This is a genomic window from Vreelandella arcis (assembly GCF_900103865.1).
In the GTDB taxonomy this organism is placed as follows: Bacteria; Pseudomonadota; Gammaproteobacteria; order Pseudomonadales; family Halomonadaceae; genus Vreelandella; species Vreelandella arcis.
Window position 1 is genome coordinate 1 of the sequence record NZ_FNII01000030.1, and the last position, 13,746, is coordinate 13,746.

Below are 13,746 nucleotides of genomic sequence, written 5' to 3' on the forward strand. Positions count from 1 at the left end.
AGGTCTTGGCCGAGACGGCCTTGGCAACCTGTCGGTGCTCAGCGAATTCCGAACCGTTATCCAAGGTGATGGTCTGCACTGCGCCTCGGCGTGGTTCTAATAACCGGGTCATCGCCTTGGCCGTTCCAGTGGCCGTGATCGTCGGCAGGCGCGCCGCCAAGAGGTAACCGCTGCGCCTCTCGACCAGGGTTACCAGGCCGGATTCTTTGTGGCCCTTGAGTACCGTATCGCCTTCCCAATGGCCGATATGGCGCCTTTCTTCCACGTCATCGGGGCGCTGTTCAATGCCCACTCGGTGTGGGATCTTGCCCAATCCAGCATGCTTAGCCAATCGGCGCTGATAGCGCCGCTGGCGCGGTAGCCGGAGTTGCTTCCATAATTCGCCGCCGCGTTTCTTGTCGTCCCAGACTAGCGCATAGATCCACTGATGGCTTACGCAAACGCCGTTGGCATTCGCCATGAAACCACTAATTTGCTGGGGGCTCCATTCGTCCATCAGTTGATCAATGACCCATCGCATCAGGCTGGGCAGGCGCTTCGTCACTTTCCAAGCGCTGCGTCGGCGCTGATCACTTCTCGATTGCGCCTGCTCAGGCGCATAGCCCGTCTTAAGCCCATTGCGCTTTATCTCCCGGCTAATGGTGCTGCTGTGAACCCCAATCGCCTTGGCTATTTGTCGCTGGCTGATGCCGGTCTCAAGATAAGCAAAAATTTGGTATCGTTGGGCCTGGGTCAGCTGTCGGTATCCCATGCTCTGCTTCACTTTGGTCGGTAAAGTCGAGAGGGTACCGGCGCTGACCCTCCTTCCTCTACTGTGTGATCCAAAGTGCTGCGGTTATTCTATGAATCCAGGATCTCAACGCCATCCACTTGTTTGATCACTGCCCCCTGTACAGCCCACTGCTGATGACATCGAAGTATTTTTTCGAAAGCCAACTCTGCGCAACAAGCGGCAACTGCCCAGCCTCTATTGAGCCCTGAATTCGTAGTGGAAAACGTCCCTATACTCGCCGTTCAATTGCGGGGCCTGATAAAACTTTTCGACTCTTGTTGTGAATACAAAACCGGCGTTGGCTAAAGCCGTTTGAGCAGCGACGTTTTCGACGTCAGTAAAGGTGTTAACGCTTATTGCGTGATCTTCTGCGAGCAAATGCTGTGCGGTAAGCACCAATGCCTCTGCTGCGTACCCACGACCTCTATATGGGCTACCGATACCAAAGTGAACAACCATTGACTGATCGCTCTTTATGACGGTTACCAGACCTACGGCAGCCCCCTCACTGATGGCTTCTACAACCCAAATACACTTGCCCATTAACGCCATACTCTCAGGAACGGAAAGATTTTGGAGCATCTTTTCGGTTTGTTCGGTTTCAGTGTGAGGGTGCCGTGCAAGGTATTTTGTTGAGCCTAAATCACCCGTATAGTTTTTAAAGATTGGGGCAATATCGTCAGGCCAGTAGTACCTCAAAACTAGCCTTTTGGAGGCCGTAATCATGTTTGGATCCTTTACATCACCACAACAACGCAATTCCACTGCTTCCGTACGAAATGACTTTAATTTATATCATCTTTCAGGCGATGAATATGGATGGAGTATCCCAAAGCAGCCTCGATACCCGGATTTAACCAACCGGGTAGGCACGCTGCACTAGCACTTCCTAGCTCTCCGCTACAGGTCAGATTCATGGTTGATACCATCGCTAACCGGTACATCATCCAAGTCACAGTAGTTAACGCCTTCCAAGCACCCGACATTGAATCCATACACATTGGGGTTCGAACGCGTTTGGTGGTGGGTGTAGATGCCGCAGTTTGAACAGAAGTAGTGCTTTGCGACGCCCGAATTGAACTGATATAGCTTTAGATGCTCGGCGCCGCGGAGGATGCGAAGACCGCTCAATGGTACATAGGCCATAACAGCGCCTTTGCGCCTGCAAATAGAGCAGTTACACCTTTTCGGGTCAACAAGACCCTCAGGCAGATCGAGTTCGAGCTCCACCATCCCGCAGTGGCAGGTAGCTTTGTGCTTAACCTGAATCTCAAATCCGCCTACTTGCTTAATCACTGGAAAGCCTCTCGTATGGCTCACTGCTGATGACATCTACAACCCAAATACACTTGCCTGTTAACCCCATACTCTCAGGAATGGAAAGGGTTTTTGAGCATCTTTTCGGTTTCCGTGTGAGGCAGCCGCGCAAGGCACTTTGCTGAGCCTACATCGCCTGTATAGCTTTCAAAGATTGATGCAATATCTTCGCGTCGGTAGTACCTCAACCCTAGCCTTTTGAAGGAAGCAGCAATGCTGTTTGGATGCTTAACGTTCGCAGCGACGGTACCGCCTTGCTGACTCTGATCGCAAACGATTGAATTTATATCATTTTCTAGGCTTTGAAGCTGGGTTAACAATCACCGGGAGTGTCCCAAAGCTGCACCTCGATATAGAGCTCAAAATCAGTTTCCCAATAGCGCTCGTAAGGAATCACGTGATCATTGGCAGGAATTCCGAAGCGCGTAACCAGCTTACTCACCTCGCTAAGCAGAAACACTTGATTGTAATAAGGCTTGTCGTCTCGGGTTAGCGCAATAAAGCTATCCGGGTAAGTCAAAGACGTTACTTCAGGATCGAGCTCCGAGAGAGGGATTCTAAGCTCACCTTGGTTCGCGTTCAGGTCACGAAACCAAGGGGATTCTCCAAGTACCATATAGAAGGGATGATCGCGGCGCGGCTTACCTCCCCTCGCAATAAAGAGTTCACGCAGCCGAGCTTCAACCTCACGTCGGACGCCTATGTAATTCCTACCGTAGCGGCGTTGATAGCCAGCTTCACGCTGGTGACGAGTCAGGAGATCAAGAAATACAGGATCTTCTGAGCCACCAGGAAGCTCTGAGAGACTTCGGAACGGGCCAGTCTCTCGCAAGTAGTAGTGGCTAGCGAAATCTGGGAGTCTAGTCACAGTGTCATGCCTACGGCTAATCTAACCAGGCTTCAGACGTCTTGTTGAGTGACTTGTCAAAGCTACTCATTGACTCTGCCTAGCCTGATTAATGAAATCCTCTAGGAGCGCCATGGCGCGTTCAATATCCCGGTCATAAATGAACAGGTGATCGAATACTGCACCACACTGCGGGCCAGCTTTGATGCCTTGTTCATTGAGCAAACGCAAAACAGGGCCGAGAAAACCAATCACATCGAAAGGAAGCTCGCCATCCGTTGATACGACTCGAAACGGGCCGAAGCTATCTCTTATAGAGACTTCAGTTTTTAAGCGTTCAACGGCTGCCTCATCGACAATCGCGGATACACCTGCCTGATCGCGAATTAAACAGCTGTACCGAGCATCGCTTGCCACGAACACGTTAGCCACATCTTGAGCGGATGTATCGCTAAGATCGAGCATCCAGTAGCGTTCAGGCCAGATTTTCAATGTCATATTCGCCCATACCGCCATTGGATCTATAGACATTACACTCTCCTGTTAGACCGCCAATAACCGCTCGATTCGACAGCTGTTAAAACGTCACATCGAAGCCGCAGCTCGCCTATACCGTATGATACAAAGTGCTGCAGCTATTATATGAATTCAGGCGATGAAGCTCAGGACTCAGAGCCTGAAGCATCCTGGTTTGGCCGCAACTGCCGCTGAACACCAAGCAGGAAATTGCGCAGCATCTGGTCTTTGCACTCGCGGTAATTCTTGTGGCCCGGCTTGCGGAAAAAGGCGCTGAGCTCATGGTGGCTCAACGGTAGCCCGACCAGTGCAAAGACTTCCAGAATGTCGTCCGCTTTCATGTTCAGCGCGATGCGCAGCTTCTGGAACACCATATTATTGTTCAACTGCGCTTCCGGCGCTGGCTGGGGGCCTTCGCGCTTGCCACGCTTGAAGCTGATAAACCCGTTCAAGAACGCCGCCAGCTCTTTGTTCTTCATGGTGACAAAGGCGTCATCGTCATCCTTCTTCAGCCAGGCCGTTACCTGCGGCTGGGTCACGCTGACCTCTGCCAGGGCGAAGATATCCACGATGGTGTTGTCTTTTAAATCAAAGGTGTAACGGATGCGGCGAAAAATATCGTTATTGGTCAAAATAGGGTTCCTAGCCGGTGGTTAGTTTTTCGAGAAGCTCATCAATTTCTGCTTTCAGATCATTATCTTCAATGCCCTGGGCGCTGGCTTGGGCTTGTTGCAAGCTTGAAATAGCAGCGTCCGTTTGGCCTAATTCAACTTGAAACGTCGCCATGGAAAAACCGATGGAGGCTATATGGTCTTTCGATTGCTCAGCGATAGCCTTATCAAGCGCCTTTTGGTAAATCGGCAACGCATCTTCTAGCTCTTCGGTAAAGTCCGCCAGCGTTTCCCACTGCTCTGGGTGATCTTTATCGGTGTTCTCGTTATCAATGCAAATCGCCTGCAACTCGGCATACAGCGCTTCAAAGGTGGCGCGGTCATCTTTGGCAGCGGCCTTCATTAGCTTTTCAGCGAGTTCGTAAACCGCCTTATATATTTTAGTATTAATCATTAACCATTACCTATTCTCTATTTAAAAATTAAAAACTGACTTATTAACCTGCTTATAAATAAACATATGCAGCGCAGCCGCCCTGCGGTGGCCACGGCCATTGTACCTTTGGGGAAGGCCCTACGGGCGATCATTTTGCCGCTTTAGTGATTGTGGATGTTACTTTTCACTTTCCAGCAGTGCTTCTGAATTAACGCAGTCGGCCTCACGTGTGACCGACTTCGCCACAGCTTGCGCGATGACGGATTAGAGGCACGCCGCATTGCGGTACGAGAGACCAGGTTTGTTAAGCGAGCGCAAAGAGAATCTGAAAGCTCATGACGAACAAGCATGCCACTCCAACTAGATACGCCACCGTTCGCCAAGGCTGTATTCCGCCCAGATAAAATAATGTATGTAGATAGCGGGCTACCGTAAACACGGGGAAGAGCCAAGCGGCCAAACCTGGAGACGCACCCACCAAAATGTATGCCACACCCAAGGCAAGAAAAATGGGTATATTCTCAAGGTCATTTAACCAAGCTCGGGCGGCTCTCTGAACTTGAGGCAGCTCCTCTTTGGCGGCCTTCTGCCCAGCTAAAGCCGCATCTTCCGGGGTCTTGAAGGTCAATTTCCCGATTCGATGAACCCCCTGATAAGCGGAGATCGCAAACATCTTAAAGAACAGCAGCACGGTGGCTAACGCGTACCAATACTCTGCCTGATCCATGGTGCCTCCTCGTTAATTGGTAATGTCGCCATTACCGGTGGCAAAGCCATAGCGTAGCAGAGGTATTGGCATCTGGTGGTTGGCCTGTTTACACATCGTCTAGCGGTTTAACTGGCCGACTTTATCCTTGACCAGTGGATGAAGGCGGCACATTCAAGTCAACCAGCTCCTTAGACAGATTCACATGTTCAGGCTTTCTGGCTGCCAGGGAAAAGACGTCACCACGCCTGCGGTTGTAATTGCTTTAGATCCAAACATCGTTTTCAGCCGTTTGGCTACCAGTCTCCTCGCCGGTATTCACAACGCCCCGCGGCTCGATAAGCAAAACTTTCGCTTCATTTTCTGCATAAGGCTTGTGCTCGATTCCCTTAGGAACAACATACATTTCTCCCTCCGAAAGATTCACATGCCCATCTCTGAAATCGATTCTGAGGCTACCCTCAAGCACGATGAACGTCTCATCGGTGTCCTTGTGATCATGCCATACGAAGTCGCCCTGGATTTTAACAACCTTGAACTGATAGTCATTCATTTCAGCAATCACCTTAGGTGACCACTGCTCGTTGAAGAGACCGAGCTTGTTTTTGAAGTTTATCGCCTGATAGTTCATCCGACCCCCTTTTCAATTGCAGTAAAGCCAACATTCAGCAGCGCACTTCAGCGGCCACAGCCCAAGCTCTTTACATCAAAAGCCCAAAAACAGCATGTCCAACGCTGCAGAGATTTCATCCTGCTGCTCAGCAAGGCTACCAACGCCAGAACGCAATTCACCTTCGGGTACAGCAGCCATGTACTGAGTGGCCATTACTAGCTCCTGACGCTCAATGCTAAATACAGGATTTAGCCGCTGGGCAGGGGACGGCGCAGAGGATTTGGGCAACAGTGGCACGACAACTCGGGTGTTCAAGTCGCTGAGTAGGTCTGACTGAACATCCAGCAGATAGCCAGCCCCACCCTCATTTTCAAAGATATCGAAACGAGCCATCAGAACTGACGGTGCCGTGCGAGAGGTAAACCGTTAGCTTCAACGTATGCGTTCGAGCTTGCCAGGGCTCTGGCATTTTCTTTAAGCCACTTCTCCTGTTTATGCCGTTTCACAGCCTCCGCGATACCCGCCTCTGCAGACCGCGAGACATTGATTCCCAGAGCTTTTGCCTCTTTGAGAAGTGCGCTATCTAGCGATAGGTTCGTTGGCTTTCGGGTAGGTTTCGTAACGTCAGCAGCTTGCATGGTTCAGTCCTTGCACAGGATTATGCACCAATTATATGCGCATATTTATTGCACATCAAAACTCTGCAGCGTTAGGTCTTGCCTAACGACACTTTAACCTTATCAGTATGGCGGCTAACGCAGCTGGTCAGCGTGGCGAAATGGGGCAAGGTACCAGAATTTGGTGGGCGATGATTTTCGGTGGCAGGATAGCCGCTGATCGCGCAACAAGTTGTGCTCTGACAAGCGCCATAGCAACGGCCATGGGTGCGATAGCCCAAGTACGTTGCGCTCATTCAACTACGCATCGGTGGTTGTCATTATAGCTCATTGCCCTTCTGGGCTTTGATTCCATGGCCTTTGAAGGCGTGTTTGACGGCTTTCATTTCGGTGACGATATCGGCGCAAACAATTTCTATTTGAACCGCATCAACGCCAGGCTGTGCTCCTTGTTGCCCCCTCTCTCTACGTTACTGATTCCTGCGCATCGCGGTTTAAATTCCGCTCGGCCGGGATATCGCTCAGATACTCGACAAACTCCACCTCAAACCCGGCCGGATCGACAAAGTAGACATTTTTGCGAAACGGCTCTACAGCTCCGGGTTTGGCAATGGCGTAACCAGCGTTATTCAATCTGGCCACAACGGCATCAAGGTTATCGGTCACATAGGCAAAATGGGCAAGCCCAACGCTGTGGCCTTTCAAATCGCGGTTTGCCCCTTCACCGTGATCGCTTAGCGCCAGGTAATGTTCGTCGTCACCAAAGTGCACCCATTTACGCGGTTTGCCATACCACTCGCCATGGCCTTCATCGCGTACTCGCCAATGCGGGAATACAGCGCGGTAAAAATCCAGCATGGCATCCATATCATCAACCACCAGATTAACGTGTTCCAAGTACATAAGTGTCTCCTTGCGTTAAGTGAAATAGCAGGATAAAACCTCAACTTCACTTGAGGTAAAGCCGTTTTTGGAAAAAAATGGCACAAAAGATTCAGGAGCGCGTGATGGCAGAGGCAATTTGGAGTGTTGGTAAGGTCGCAAAGCGCTGCGGCATTAACGTCAGCACCCTGCACTTTTACGAGCAACAAGGTCTGATCCAAAGCTGGCGCAATGCGGGCAACCAGCGCCGCTATAAACCAGAAGTGTTAAGGCGAATTTCGGTGATTAAAGCAGCGCAGAAAGTCGGCGTTAGCCTGGATGAGATCAAGCGAGCCTTTGAATCACTGCCCAATAACCGCACACCGACGGTTGAAGACTGGCAACAGCTTTCAAAAAACTGGCAGCAGATGCTTGATGGCCGGATTGCTTATCTGCAAAAGCTGCGTAATAACCTGGCAGGCTGTATCGGCTGCGGCTGCCTGAGCATGACCAGTTGCCCGCTCTATAACCCGGACGACCAGTTAGCAGAAATCGGTAGTGGGCCGGTGCTTTTGGATCAGGCTGAGCAGTTGGCTGGGGTGGATCGATAAACCAGTTAACGTGCACAAACCGCCTGATGCTGGTTGATGTTAGAATTGTGACGCCAAGGATGGGCTTCTAGCGCCTCAATTAGCCTCCGCTTCAGCGGTCGGCTGCTTTTACTTTTTTTCGACACACCTTACGACAATCTGTCAGGGCGCCTTATGCCATTTGCAAAACTAGGATTATCCAGTCCTCTTGTTCAAGCGATTACCGAACTAGGTTACAACACCCCAACCCCCATCCAGGAACAAGCGATTCCTGCCATTCTTTCGGGTAACGACTTAATCGCCACCGCACAAACAGGAACAGGCAAAACCGCTGCCTTTGTGCTGCCTCTGCTGGAAAAATTCAGTCACGCGGAAGCGCTGCGCGGCAAACGCATACGTGCGCTCATTCTCGTGCCGACCCGTGAGCTAGCGGTTCAGGTCGAAGCCAATGTGGCTCAATACGCTAAACACACGCACCTAACCTCGATGGCTGTGTATGGCGGTGTGGATACCGAAGCTCAAAAAGAACGCCTAATCAAAGGAGTGGATATTCTGGTCGCCACGCCGGGCAGATTGCTTGATTTGGCACATAAGCGTGCACTGCACTTTGATGAACTTAACGTCATGGTATTGGACGAAGCGGACAGAATGGTCGACATGGGTTTTGTCGACGATATCCATAAAATCATAGAGCGCCTACCTGAAGACCGTCAGAACCTACTGTTCTCGGCCACAATGACAGACGACGTGCGCGCCCTCGCCTACGATTTTTCAGATAGCAAGATGACCGATCTAGCGGCTGAAATATCCATTTCTCCCAACATCCGCGCCGCCGCTAATGTCCAACAATGGCTAATCACCGTCGATAAAGACACGAAATCCGCCTTGTTGAGCCACTTGATCAACGAACAAAAATGGGATCAGGCGCTTATTTTTACCGAGAAAAAACACAATGCAGCCAAGCTTGTTGCTCAACTGGAAAAACGCGGCATCACAGCGGATTCCATTCATGGCGATAGAAGCCAAGCGATGCGCGAAAAGATTCTGGCTCAGTTCAAAACCGGCGAACTGAAGTACCTGGTGGCCACCGGCGTCGCCGCTCGGGGGTTGGATATTGGCGAACTGAGCCGTGTGGTGAATTATGATTTACCCTTTAAGCCAGAAGAGTACATCCACCGCATTGGCCGAACCGGCCGCGCGGGCGCCTCAGGGGAAGCCATCTCTTTAGTCGACATGAGTGACTTTAAAAATCTTTGTGCCATTGAAAGACGGTTAAAAAGCATTATTGAGCGCAAAGAGATTTCAGGCTTTCCGGTTCGCAAAGCAGTACCCGAGTCAAACTTAAACTATAACAAACAAAGTAATCGTTAATACTTACCACAGAAGTTCACCTCTTAAAAAATCAAAGGTGAGCTTCTTTATTATAGACATTTCACGAGGCTGGTAAAAACTCATCTAACAGCTCGGCATTCGTTGGATATTTATCCAATAACGCAAGCAACTTCTGCGCGCCTTCTACTGGCTTAAGCGTTGTCAAAGCCCTACGCAATGTCCTTACTTTTTCAATATCCTTTGCATCAATCAACAGCTCTTCACGACGGGTACTGCTTTTAGCAATATCGATCGCCGGGAAAATCCGTTGATTGGCCACTTCCCGGGATAACACCAGTTCCATATTGCCCGTGCCCTTGAACTCCTCGAAAATCACCTGATCCATACGGCTTCCCGTATCCACCAGTACGGTGGCCAGAATGGTGAGCGATCCGCCGTTCTCGATCTTCCTCGCAGCGCCAAACAGTTTTCGCGGTATTTCCATCGCTCGGGAATCCAGTCCACCCGACATAGTGCGGCCATTGCCACGCTGCTCCGAATTATGAACGCGAGAGAGTCTGGTAAGAGAATCGATCACAATCATCACATTATGACCCTCGCCTGCTTGCCTACGCGCCGTCTCAAGAAGCTTATCGGCCATACGCACATGGTGTGTGTAGGTTTCGTCTGAAGACGATGCATGTACGTCTGCCGACACACTGCGCTTAAAATCAGTCACTTCTTCAGGGCGCTCATCAATCAGCAAGGCATACAGCTTTATGTCAGGATGAGCTTCTGCCACGGCCTGACAGATATGTTTTAACATCGTCGTTTTGCCAGAGCCTGGCGGCGCAACAATCAACCCTCGTTGCCCCATCCCAATGGGCGTAATCAAATCCATCGCCCGCGCAGTAATCTGCTTAGAACCAGGCTCTAAATAAATGCGTGGGGAAGGATGAACAGCGACGCCATTTAAAAAACGTTTTTCGGGATCATTAGGGAATTGATCTTCAACTTCGTCGGCGGGCTTGGCATCTATCTGTCTTTTCGCCTTCAAGCCTAGTGTTTTTCTCGTCATAATATGGATTTATCGCCTTGAAAAACTTGAATTTATAAAATAGCTGATCATCAGGTTATGTTGTACTGCCCACGTATTTGAGTTTTTGGTACAGGCTGCCAATAAAACCAGTGCCCAACACCATGAAGAGGCTGATGACCAGCACCACCAGTGACCCATAGGCGATATCACCGGACGCCGCATACCGACTGATCAAACTGCCAACGTGCTGCACCAGTAAAAACACCCCCATCAGGAAAGTACCAGCCCGTACCAACGCATTGTCTTTCACATCGATAGGGGATTCATGGTTACCATGGATGCGGTTCGCCAGCGCGCCTGCAGAAGACCACAGCACGATGCCCCCAACGATCGGCACCACGATCGTCGCGATGAGGATGAGCAACAAGTCGCCAGACAAGCTTTCCTTCAAATTCGGGCTCAACATAGCGGGAACCACGGAAAAGAAGGCGTTAAGGCTGAGGTAAAGCCCCAGCATCTTTATCAGTAAGATTGAAAAGGGTTTCATGGAATCGCTCTATTGTTGGCGCGATGTGTTGTGACAGTGAAGCAAGTACTGGGACAAGGCCACTCAGGAAGACCGGCACGCTCGCTACGCCTACGCACTGGCAACCTGTTTATACATAACATTAACCATTACGCCTCTATAGTCGCAACGCGCCATATGATGCCAGCCGAGTTTCTCGTAGAGCCCAGAAGCGAATTCTGTATAAAGATACCAGGTATGAGCCTTTGAGTGAGCTGCCTCACGCTCACATCGAGCGATCAACCTCGTTGCGACGCCTTGATGCCGAAAGCCTTCCTTTACATAAACAGCCGCCAGCCAAGGCGATAGTTCGGGCCTGGTCGCCATATCTTGCTGAACCAAGGCCGCTGAACCCACCAACTCACTTCCCGACGTTGCAATGAAGATGGAAGGAATGCCCTCTCGCCCCGCCGCTTCTGCGATGGCTGTGGCTCGTCCTTCCATAGAAAGCGACGGGTTGAAATGCTTCCACTCTGCATGGTGAAGCTCCGCCAGTTCCGGGATGAATTCTTTTTTGTCAGCGAGAGGGAAGGTTTTCATGATTTTTACCTAACACCGAAGCTCAATAGTCTCCCGAAGAGCGGCAGCAATTCCGGGGTCAAATGACGTGCCTAGTTAGACCTTTCTGCCTTAAAATTTCTATTTGCTCAGATACTGACATAGCCCCTTCTAGTTTTATGACACGACATGAGCGTTTTTCTAGCCATGCCTGGTGTCTAGCGAGACTTCTTCCTGGCGCAGTGCCTTGATCATACTGTGCCGCCCATTCCAGGAAGTCGGGATCTGCAGCGCCAAAAAGATATATCTCTCTTTCACGCAACCTTTTCAATCGGATATGGGCTTCCACATAAAGAAAAATCACCACATCAAAAGCATTCTCAATTTGCTCACCCCATTTCATTACAGATCCTGAGACAACTGCGTTAGGATAACTTTCCAGGCTCGACATCATCAGTCTACACCTTTCCTCTAATGGTCTTTTCTTTGTGAACGGCGGATCAGTTTTTAACCAATAGAAGTCATCGGCCTCCAAGAAGGAGGCATTCAGATCATTAGCGAGAGCGTTGCCAAGTGTGCTGGTTCCGGAGCCTGCTGCACCGGTAATAAGAATATGCATCGTGGAGACCTAACGCGAAACACAGCGGCGGCCCGTCAGGGACGTCCGGCGGCCATCGGCCGCGAACTGCTGCGCCTTGTTAAAAATCCTGACCAAGCTTAGCCCAATTCTGAGTGAAATAGGTTTGAATCCCTTTGCCAGGCTGGTACCGGGGATAGAGCTTTTGAAACTCATCACGCGCAGAGTTATATGAACTATCATCGATAACGGTAAGAGCCCGGGCAAGGAACAACAAGGCCAGAGATGGGGCACGAGACTCACCTTGGTTGCAGTGAATAACCAATTTTTTTCCGTCATCCCAGTGCTTCTTTGCGAAATCCAAAAAGCTGGAGAATAGTGCTGGCATAAACAACGGAACCGGTGGATCAATTATGTTGAGATACAGATCCGAACCTTGCTCCAAGACCAAGTAGTTTGGATGAGAATTCGGAAGCTTGCCCGTGTATCCAACAGCCCGCTGATGACATGGGCTTTTGCATGCGTGAACGACCGCTACGCCATCAGAGCCAGACAAGCAGGATGTCGCATCCGTTACGAAAACCCTTTCATATACTTCCTGCATACAGACTCCTTGGCATTTTTAACGCGGCCAGCATGCGCGACTTTGTAGTGGAGGCGAAGCCGCAACGAAAAAGACGTCGCCGTACCTGGCATTGTTAAATTTTTTCATTAAGCACTTTCCGAGTGTATTCACTACACACTCCAGAGACCCTTGACAACAGAGCTGGCTGATGTTCTCCATAGAGTACTATACATGGTTGTAGCCGCTTCTTTATGGCCATTGGATATAGTAAGGCCTCATAATATAGCCTACCCAGAAGCCAAATAGTCCGGACTCGAAGGCGACCAAGGGCGTCTAGGTTATCAACCCCAGACAAGAGCAATCGCTCCTCATGTTCTTTGAACATTGTTTCGATAGGAGTGATATCGGTGGTTGGGGCTCTCTCTGCATAGCCTGATAGCGACTCATGGTCCCATAAGTGAGAAAATTTATTCCTGACCTTTCTCAACGAATCCATGTCTTTAAGTATATCTTCACTCATCCAGCCAAAAGCGCAGGCAACTTGTATTCTTTTTGACAGACTTGAGAATGGCCCATAGCCCGAGAAGAGACTGTCTCTACCTCCTGGGATACCCTTCGGTATCTCACGCCTGTACATCTCATCAAGTGCTTCGTCAGCAAATGCGCAAGCTATTACCGGGATAAGCCGTTCATCATCCGATGCTATTGCATCGCATACCTTTCTCAACCTCGAAACATCATGAGGTTCGGAATTTACCTCGGCAGCAAAATTTTTCGCCTGCTCCCTCTCGAATGCCTTTGTGTAATTTCGATAAGTCTGTAGGCCGTTCTTTTCAACGTCGCTCATATCAAGCGCCGCGATATCATCGTCCCATTCTGACATGCTCGTGGCCCCTAGGAAATTTAAAGCTGCGCTCACCGGTAAATTAGGAACGAAGCGAATAATTTATCCGAGTGCAGCGCATCGTTATGCATTAGCCCGCCTCATTCATCAGGAAGCCGAATGGGGGTGTTGAACCGCGGGATTGCCGGTACCGGCCTACTTCAACGTCATCAAGCCACTTGATAGCCGGGTAGTCTATTCCTTATCCGACTCACAACTCGTCCATTCATACCTTATAAGCATCAATATCGAGCACTGGCGCAGCCGCGCCCGCCGACCTTCGTTGTGGCCGCTCTGCTGGCTGATTGGTTCATGTGATGCCGAGTGTCAGGCTAGGGCCGTCAGCCGAGGCAGGCCCTTCAGCAAGGTCGGCCACCATTTGTCGGCGGCATCGCCGAGATGCACCGTGATGCGACGGGCGT

20 protein-coding genes and 1 pseudogene are annotated in these 13,746 nt (G+C 50.4%); 2 read left to right on the top strand and 19 right to left on the bottom strand.

Going from position 1 to position 13,746, the window contains the following annotated elements:
• From BLR97_RS19140 to BLR97_RS19195, 13 genes and pseudogenes are all read right to left on the bottom strand, one after another.
• Positions 1–751 (bottom strand): IS30 family transposase (locus BLR97_RS19140; RefSeq protein ID WP_089708471.1); only part of this gene is annotated, 751 nt, incomplete at its 3' end.
• Positions 752–967: 216 nt separating this feature from the next.
• Positions 968–1,498, bottom strand: coding sequence for a GNAT family N-acetyltransferase (locus BLR97_RS19145; RefSeq protein ID WP_089708473.1), 531 nt, complete (start codon positions 1,496–1,498; stop codon positions 968–970).
• Between the two features lie 174 nt (positions 1,499–1,672).
• The gene (locus BLR97_RS20050; RefSeq protein WP_211605215.1) at positions 1,673–2,104 is read right to left on the bottom strand and encodes a GFA family protein; all 432 of its coding nucleotides are present in this window, start codon (positions 2,102–2,104) and stop codon (positions 1,673–1,675) included.
• Positions 2,105–2,402: 298 nt separating this feature from the next.
• Positions 2,403–2,957, bottom strand: coding sequence for a hypothetical protein (locus BLR97_RS19155; RefSeq protein ID WP_089708477.1), 555 nt, complete (start codon positions 2,955–2,957; stop codon positions 2,403–2,405).
• A 66-nt stretch (positions 2,958–3,023) separates the two neighbouring features.
• On the bottom strand, positions 3,024–3,467 hold the full coding sequence (locus tag BLR97_RS19160; RefSeq protein ID WP_089708479.1) for a hypothetical protein: 444 nt from the start codon (positions 3,465–3,467) through the stop codon (positions 3,024–3,026).
• A 131-nt stretch (positions 3,468–3,598) separates the two neighbouring features.
• Complete coding sequence (locus BLR97_RS19165) at positions 3,599–4,084, bottom strand: YehS family protein (RefSeq protein WP_089708481.1); 486 nt, start codon at positions 4,082–4,084, stop codon at positions 3,599–3,601.
• A gap of 10 nt (positions 4,085–4,094) precedes the next feature.
• Positions 4,095–4,517, bottom strand: coding sequence for a Replicative DNA helicase (locus BLR97_RS19170; protein ID WP_089708483.1), 423 nt, complete (start codon positions 4,515–4,517; stop codon positions 4,095–4,097).
• Between the two features lie 286 nt (positions 4,518–4,803).
• Positions 4,804–5,226 carry an MAPEG family protein gene (locus tag BLR97_RS19175; protein ID WP_089708484.1) on the bottom strand — a complete coding sequence of 141 codons (423 nt, stop codon included), beginning with the start codon at positions 5,224–5,226 and terminating at the stop codon, positions 4,804–4,806.
• Between the two features lie 244 nt (positions 5,227–5,470).
• Positions 5,471–5,836: a cupin domain-containing protein gene (locus BLR97_RS19180; RefSeq protein WP_089708486.1), complete on the bottom strand. Its 366-nt coding sequence runs from the start codon at positions 5,834–5,836 to the stop codon at positions 5,471–5,473.
• A 75-nt stretch (positions 5,837–5,911) separates the two neighbouring features.
• On the bottom strand, positions 5,912–6,211 hold the full coding sequence (locus BLR97_RS19185; RefSeq protein ID WP_089708489.1) for a CcdB family protein: 300 nt from the start codon (positions 6,209–6,211) through the stop codon (positions 5,912–5,914).
• The gene (locus tag BLR97_RS19190) at positions 6,211–6,456 is read right to left on the bottom strand and encodes a type II toxin-antitoxin system CcdA family antitoxin (RefSeq protein WP_089708491.1); all 246 of its coding nucleotides are present in this window, start codon (positions 6,454–6,456) and stop codon (positions 6,211–6,213) included. Before BLR97_RS19190 ends, BLR97_RS19185 begins: the two co-directional genes overlap by 1 nt.
• Positions 6,457–6,755: 299 nt before the next feature.
• Positions 6,756–6,848: pseudogene (locus BLR97_RS20125) on the bottom strand (cob(I)yrinic acid a,c-diamide adenosyltransferase); the annotation flags it as partial.
• A 52-nt stretch (positions 6,849–6,900) separates the two neighbouring features.
• Positions 6,901–7,338: a VOC family protein gene (locus tag BLR97_RS19195; RefSeq protein WP_089708492.1), complete on the bottom strand. Its 438-nt coding sequence runs from the start codon at positions 7,336–7,338 to the stop codon at positions 6,901–6,903.
• 104 nt (positions 7,339–7,442) lie between these two features.
• On the opposite strand from BLR97_RS19195, the gene soxR reads away from it, so the two are divergent.
• Entirely contained in the window at positions 7,443–7,907 is a 465-nt protein-coding gene (gene soxR / locus BLR97_RS19200; protein WP_089708495.1) for a redox-sensitive transcriptional activator SoxR, read from the top strand.
• 153 nt (positions 7,908–8,060) lie between these two features.
• A complete protein-coding gene (locus BLR97_RS19205; protein WP_089708497.1) occupies positions 8,061–9,257 on the top strand; it encodes a DEAD/DEAH box helicase in 1,197 nt (398 codons plus the stop codon).
• A 61-nt stretch (positions 9,258–9,318) separates the two neighbouring features.
• On the opposite strand, the gene rho is transcribed toward BLR97_RS19205, so the two are convergent.
• The 6 genes from rho to BLR97_RS19235 all read right to left on the bottom strand — a co-directional run bounded on the left by rho (position 9,319) and on the right by BLR97_RS19235 (position 13,324).
• Positions 9,319–10,275 (bottom strand): transcription termination factor Rho, encoded by a 957-nt coding sequence (gene rho, locus BLR97_RS19210; RefSeq protein WP_089708499.1) that lies wholly within the window; start codon positions 10,273–10,275, stop codon positions 9,319–9,321.
• Positions 10,276–10,330: 55 nt separating this feature from the next.
• Positions 10,331–10,783 carry a hypothetical protein gene (locus tag BLR97_RS19215; protein WP_089708501.1) on the bottom strand — a complete coding sequence of 151 codons (453 nt, stop codon included), beginning with the start codon at positions 10,781–10,783 and terminating at the stop codon, positions 10,331–10,333.
• A gap of 90 nt (positions 10,784–10,873) precedes the next feature.
• Positions 10,874–11,341: a GNAT family N-acetyltransferase gene (locus tag BLR97_RS19220; protein WP_089708503.1), complete on the bottom strand. Its 468-nt coding sequence runs from the start codon at positions 11,339–11,341 to the stop codon at positions 10,874–10,876.
• Between the two features lie 58 nt (positions 11,342–11,399).
• The gene (locus tag BLR97_RS19225; RefSeq protein ID WP_089708505.1) at positions 11,400–11,918 is read right to left on the bottom strand and encodes an AAA family ATPase; all 519 of its coding nucleotides are present in this window, start codon (positions 11,916–11,918) and stop codon (positions 11,400–11,402) included.
• Between the two features lie 79 nt (positions 11,919–11,997).
• A complete protein-coding gene (locus BLR97_RS19230) occupies positions 11,998–12,480 on the bottom strand; it encodes a hypothetical protein (RefSeq protein WP_089708507.1) in 483 nt (160 codons plus the stop codon).
• Between the two features lie 94 nt (positions 12,481–12,574).
• On the bottom strand, positions 12,575–13,324 hold the full coding sequence (locus BLR97_RS19235; protein WP_089708509.1) for a hypothetical protein: 750 nt from the start codon (positions 13,322–13,324) through the stop codon (positions 12,575–12,577).
• Positions 13,325–13,746: the final 422 nt, after the last annotated feature.

Coding starts and splice junctions, on each gene's coding strand:
- BLR97_RS19235 (WP_089708509.1), bottom strand. CDS start 13,324: ATGTCAGAATGGGACGATGATATCGCGGCGCTTGATATGAGCGACGTT.
- BLR97_RS19230 (WP_089708507.1), bottom strand. CDS start 12,480: ATGCAGGAAGTATATGAAAGGGTTTTCGTAACGGATGCGACATCCTGC.
- BLR97_RS19145 (WP_089708473.1), bottom strand. CDS start 1,498: ATGATTACGGCCTCCAAAAGGCTAGTTTTGAGGTACTACTGGCCTGAC.
- BLR97_RS19190 (WP_089708491.1), bottom strand. CDS start 6,456: ATGCAAGCTGCTGACGTTACGAAACCTACCCGAAAGCCAACGAACCTA.
- BLR97_RS19175 (WP_089708484.1), bottom strand. CDS start 5,226: ATGGATCAGGCAGAGTATTGGTACGCGTTAGCCACCGTGCTGCTGTTC.
- BLR97_RS19180 (WP_089708486.1), bottom strand. CDS start 5,836: ATGAACTATCAGGCGATAAACTTCAAAAACAAGCTCGGTCTCTTCAAC.
- rho (WP_089708499.1), bottom strand. CDS start 10,275: ATGACGAGAAAAACACTAGGCTTGAAGGCGAAAAGACAGATAGATGCC.
- BLR97_RS19225 (WP_089708505.1), bottom strand. CDS start 11,918: ATGCATATTCTTATTACCGGTGCAGCAGGCTCCGGAACCAGCACACTT.
- BLR97_RS19185 (WP_089708489.1), bottom strand. CDS start 6,211: ATGGCTCGTTTCGATATCTTTGAAAATGAGGGTGGGGCTGGCTATCTG.
- BLR97_RS19220 (WP_089708503.1), bottom strand. CDS start 11,341: ATGAAAACCTTCCCTCTCGCTGACAAAAAAGAATTCATCCCGGAACTG.
- BLR97_RS19170 (WP_089708483.1), bottom strand. CDS start 4,517: ATGATTAATACTAAAATATATAAGGCGGTTTACGAACTCGCTGAAAAG.
- soxR (WP_089708495.1), top strand. CDS start 7,443: ATGGCAGAGGCAATTTGGAGTGTTGGTAAGGTCGCAAAGCGCTGCGGC.
- BLR97_RS20050 (WP_211605215.1), bottom strand. CDS start 2,104: ATGTCATCAGCAGTGAGCCATACGAGAGGCTTTCCAGTGATTAAGCAA.
- BLR97_RS19205 (WP_089708497.1), top strand. CDS start 8,061: ATGCCATTTGCAAAACTAGGATTATCCAGTCCTCTTGTTCAAGCGATT.
- BLR97_RS19215 (WP_089708501.1), bottom strand. CDS start 10,783: ATGAAACCCTTTTCAATCTTACTGATAAAGATGCTGGGGCTTTACCTC.
- BLR97_RS19195 (WP_089708492.1), bottom strand. CDS start 7,338: ATGTACTTGGAACACGTTAATCTGGTGGTTGATGATATGGATGCCATG.
- BLR97_RS19160 (WP_089708479.1), bottom strand. CDS start 3,467: ATGTCTATAGATCCAATGGCGGTATGGGCGAATATGACATTGAAAATC.